Genomic DNA, 4,136 nt, shown 5'->3' with positions numbered 1-4,136 from the left:
GAAACTCGACTGGAAGTCGCCCCCGCGCGAAGCCAACGACATCGGCTGGGCCGATGCGCTGCAGCGTTTTGGCCTGATCAGCTCGGTGGTGGCCGCCATTGCGGTGGCGGTGTTGTGGCTGCAACCGCAGGCCAGCCTGTGGCTGGCGCCGATGGGCCTGCCGCTGCTGCTGGCCGTGCCGCTGGCGGTGCTGACGAGCCGCTCCGCCCTGGGCCAGCGCCTGCTCGCCAACCGCCTGCTGGTGACACCCGAAGAGCACTCCGCGCCGCAGGTGCTGCGCCGCGCCTGGGCCCACGCCCGCCGTGCCACGCCCGCGCCGCAATGGCGCGACACGCTCACCGACCCGTGGTTGTTCGACGTGGTGCGCGCCGCCATGGGCCCGCGCAACACCAGCTGGGGCAGCCGCGGCAAGGCCCGCCGGTTGATGCTGAGCGGCCTGCTGGTCGACCAGGGCACCGAGCGCCTGAGCGCGGCCGACCGCATGCGTTTGTTGAGCGAGCCGCAGAGCATCGTGCGCGTGCGCGACCAGCTGGCGGCGAACACACACCTGATGCGCGGAAGTTGGTCGGACGCGGCCTGAGTCCTTCGTCATTCCCGCGAAGGCGGGAATGACGGCGTCAGCGGGTGCGCGCGCCGCGCGGCGTGCCACTCAGGTGGCGGCTCCACGCACGGCGCAGTTGCAGGTCAGACGCAAACCCCGCCGCTTCGGCCGCGTGCGTGACGCTGGCCCCGCGCACCAACGCCTGGCGTGCGCGCTCCAGGCGAATCTTTTCCACATACGTCATCGGCGACACCTCCGCGTGGTCGGCAAACAGGCGCAGCAGGTGCCGGCTCGTCACGTGCGCGGCAGAGGCCAGTGTGTCGAGCGTCCATCCGGCATCGGGCCGCTCGCACACCGCGTCTTGCGCACGGTGCAGCGCCGGGTGAATGTGGTGGCGGTGCGCGAGCAGCGGTGAGAGCTCGGGGTCGTTGGGTGTGCGCCGCAGGTAGACCACCATGGTCTTGGCCGTGGCGGCGGCCACCGCATCCCCACAGGCCGATGCGATCAGGTGCAGCGCGAGGTCGATGCCGGCCGTCACGCCCGCGCTCGACGCCACCGCCCCGTCGACCACGAACACCCGGTTGTCCACCACCTGCGCTTGCGGCGCGAGCGTGCGCAGCATGTCGAGGTAGTCGTGGTGGGTGGTGCAGCGTCGTGTGCCGATCAACCCGGCGCGCGCGGCCATCAGCGTGCCCGCGCACACCGTGATCAGGCGGTGCGGCGAGTCGTCAGCTTGCAGCAGCGGTTGCATGTCGCGGCGCAGCCAGTCGAGGGTCTGGCGCGTGGGGGCGTCGGGCTGCTTGAGCGTGTCGCTGTGCTGGCCGACCAGCAGCAGCCAGGTGGGGCGATCCAAGGTGCGCGGCAAGGGTTCCAGGCCGGCGACCTGAAGGCCCACGGAGCTCTCCACCTGGGCTTGCGGGCCGGTGTAGCGCAAGTGAAACCGTGGCGCTGCGCCGCTTCGCTCCAGCACCTGGTTGGCCAGCCGAAACGCCTCGGCCGGGCCGGCCACGTCGAGCAGCAGCGTGCGCGGTGGCACGGCGATCAAGACGTCGATCGTCTCGTCGAAGTCAGCGTCGATGAGGACCGAGGCGGTGCCCATCAGCGGTTCTGCGGCGCGATGGTGCGCAGCGTGGCGGCAAAAGCAGCATGCACTTGAGCGTCGACCGGGCGGTGTTTGACCTGGGTGCTGGCGGCGTATTGGCCGAGGTGGTTGCCACCCTTCCAGTCGCGCGCCGGTCGCACTGGCCTGGGCGCAAAACCGCCGCCGCAGTTGGGGCACACGTTGCCGAGCAGCGTGTTCACGCAGTCGGTGCAGAAGCTGCACTCGAAGCTGCAGATCATGGCCTCGGTGCTGTCGGGGGGCAGTGGTTTGTTGCAGTGTTCGCAGCTGGGGCGCAGTTCGAGCATGGCGTTGGTGTGGAGTGTCGATGTTTCGAACGATAGGGTCATGCATCAGAACCGTCGCGACAATACACGACGAGAATCGATCAATTCCGGACAGCCGTCAATCCGACCAGGCATTGCTGCGCGGCGTCCAGTGCCTGGGCCACCACGCGCTGCTTCCACGCGAGGGTGTCGGTGTAGAACGCATCGCGGATCTGCCGTTTGATCGCTGGCCCGCGAGTGGCGACGTGTTCCGGGTGGTTCTCCAGCCACTGGTCGGCGCGCAGTGCGCGCAGCACCTGCAGCAGCGGCACGGTGCCGTACTCGAGTGCGATACCGGTGTATTCGGCCCGCGGGCATTCGTCGTAGACGGCGCTCCACATCAGGCCGGTGAGGGGTGCCGAGCTGGAGCTGCCGTCGTCGATCGAGGTGATCTTGGGGCCCCACCAGCCGCGGGCTCGGGCCACGGCCGCGGCATCGGGGCGGCCCGCATAGATGCGCTCGCCCACGCCGTTTGGCCCCAGGCCGGTGTGCAGGTCGATCCAGGCCAGCCGCTCGGCGCGTGCGCCGTGCTCGCGCAACACATGGCGCAGCGTCACGTGGCTCCACGCAGGGCTGCGCCCGCCGTAGAACAGGCCTTGTGCGTGCGTGTATTGCCCGCCCGACACCGCGGTTTGCAGCGCACGTGGCCCACGCCGCAACAAGAAGCCGAGGATCGCCAACTGGTCGCGCCAGCGTGGGGGCCAGGTGCTCGGCACCAGCAGGTGGGCGATCTCGTCGTAGCCGGGGTTGGCGGGCAGCGGCTGGTGAAAGTCCTGGAAGTTGCGGTTGAGGTCGACGTTCTCTTGCGTGGTACGCCGCCACCACGAAAAGCCGTAGGGGTTGAGCGCGTGCAGGTAGAGCACGGCCACACCCGCGTCGTGCGCCTGTTGGCGCCAGATGGCGTCGTTCAGCAGCGCGACCTGGATGCCCGAGCCGCAAAAACCTTCAACGCCGTGGCAGCCGCTGCTGATGATCAGCAGGTGGCGGGCATCCGCCGGACCGTCGCGCACCACGTCGAGCGCGAGCATCTCGCCATCACGCCCGAGCATCGGGTGCGGGTGGCTGTGGGCGTCGAGGCCGGCCGCTTCGGCGGCGGCCAGAAACTTGGTGCGTGCTTCGGCGTAACTCTGCGCAAAACACGCGCTGAGGTCGCCGGCGCCCATGCCAGCGGGCTCAGCTGCGAGATTGGGCCAGCCACTTGCGTGCGAGCTGCACCCACAGCGTGGCACCGAGCGGGATCAGCTCGTCGTTGAAATCGTAGCTTGGGTTGTGCAACATGCACGGCCCCATGCCGTGGCCGCCCACCCGGTGGCTGCCATCGCCGTTGCCAATGAGGAAGTAGCAGCCGGGTTTTTCCAGCAGGAAGTAGCTGAAGTCTTCGGCGCCCATGGTGGGCTCGAACTCCTGCACGTTGTCCGGGCCCACCACCTCGCCCATCACACCGCGCAGGAACTCGGTCTCGCGGGGGTGGTTGATGGTCGGCGGGTAGTTGCGCGTGAACTCGAACTCGCAACTCGCGCCAAACGCCGCGCAGGTGTGCTCGGACATTTCTTTCATGCGCTGCTCGAAGAGGTCGAGCAATTCGAGGGTGAAGGTGCGCACCGTGCCTTCGAGCACGCAGCTGTCGGGCACGACGTTGGTGGCCTCGCCGGCATGCACCATGGTGACCGAGATCACGCCCGGGTCGATCGGCTTCTTGTTGCGCGAGACGATGGTCTGGAAGCCGAGGATCAGCTGCGCGGCGATCGGCAGCGGGTCGGTGCCGAGGTCGGGCATGGCAGCGTGCGAGCCCTTGCCACGGATCACGATCTTGAATTCGTTGCTCGATGCAAAACACGGCCCGTTCTTCAGCGCAAACTGGCCCACCTTCATGCCCGGCCAGTTGTGCGCGCCGAACACGGCCTCCATCGGGAAGAGGTTGAAGATGCCGTCCTTGATCATCTCGCGCGCACCGCCGCCACCTTCTTCGGCGGGCTGGAAGATCAGGTAGACGGTGCCGTCGAAGTCGCGGTTCTTTTCGTTGGAGAAATGTTTGGCCGCGGCCAGCAGCATGGCGGTGTGGCCGTCGTGGCCGCAGGCGTGCATGCGGCCCGCGTGCTGGCTGGCGTGGGCGAAGGTGTTGTGTTCGGTGATCGGCAGGGCATCGATGTCGGCGCGCAGGCCGACGGCT

At 68.4% G+C, this 4,136-nt stretch carries 4 protein-coding genes and 1 pseudogene; 1 reads left to right on the top strand and 4 read right to left on the bottom strand.

Translation table 11 applies throughout. From position 1 onward, the window contains the following. A pseudogene (locus RMO40_RS06645) lies at positions 1–580 on the top strand (hypothetical protein); the annotation flags it as partial. A gap of 37 nt (positions 581–617) precedes the next feature. Here the strand turns inward: RMO40_RS06645 and RMO40_RS06640 are convergent. From RMO40_RS06640 to RMO40_RS06625, 4 genes are all read right to left on the bottom strand, one after another. Next, on the bottom strand, positions 618–1,640 hold the full coding sequence (locus RMO40_RS06640; protein ID WP_309718026.1) for a helix-turn-helix domain-containing protein: 1,023 nt from the start codon (positions 1,638–1,640) through the stop codon (positions 618–620). Next, complete coding sequence (locus RMO40_RS06635) at positions 1,640–1,948, bottom strand: DUF1272 domain-containing protein (protein WP_309718030.1); 309 nt, start codon at positions 1,946–1,948, stop codon at positions 1,640–1,642. Before RMO40_RS06635 ends, RMO40_RS06640 begins: the two co-directional genes overlap by 1 nt. A gap of 80 nt (positions 1,949–2,028) precedes the next feature. Continuing rightward, positions 2,029–3,129, bottom strand: coding sequence for a M14 family metallopeptidase (locus tag RMO40_RS06630; RefSeq protein ID WP_309718024.1), 1,101 nt, complete (start codon positions 3,127–3,129; stop codon positions 2,029–2,031). A 10-nt stretch (positions 3,130–3,139) separates the two neighbouring features. Further along, positions 3,140–4,136 (bottom strand): amidohydrolase (locus RMO40_RS06625; RefSeq protein WP_309718018.1); only part of this gene is annotated, 997 nt, incomplete at its 5' end.

Origin of the sequence: Rhizobacter sp. (assembly GCF_031412075.1) — a bacterium.
GTDB lineage: Bacteria > Pseudomonadota > Gammaproteobacteria > Burkholderiales > Burkholderiaceae_C > Rhizobacter.
Note: the sequence above shows the minus strand (reverse complement) of the source record. Positions and strands in the feature narration are given on the sequence as shown.

What these genes read in the sequence shown, in the direction of transcription:
- RMO40_RS06640 (WP_309718026.1), bottom strand. Translation starts at nt 1,640, where the DNA reads ATGGGCACCGCCTCGGTCCTCATCGACGCTGACTTCGACGAGACGATC.
- RMO40_RS06635 (WP_309718030.1), bottom strand. Translation starts at nt 1,948, where the DNA reads ATGCTCGAACTGCGCCCCAGCTGCGAACACTGCAACAAACCACTGCCC.
- RMO40_RS06630 (WP_309718024.1), bottom strand. Translation starts at nt 3,129, where the DNA reads ATGGGCGCCGGCGACCTCAGCGCGTGTTTTGCGCAGAGTTACGCCGAA.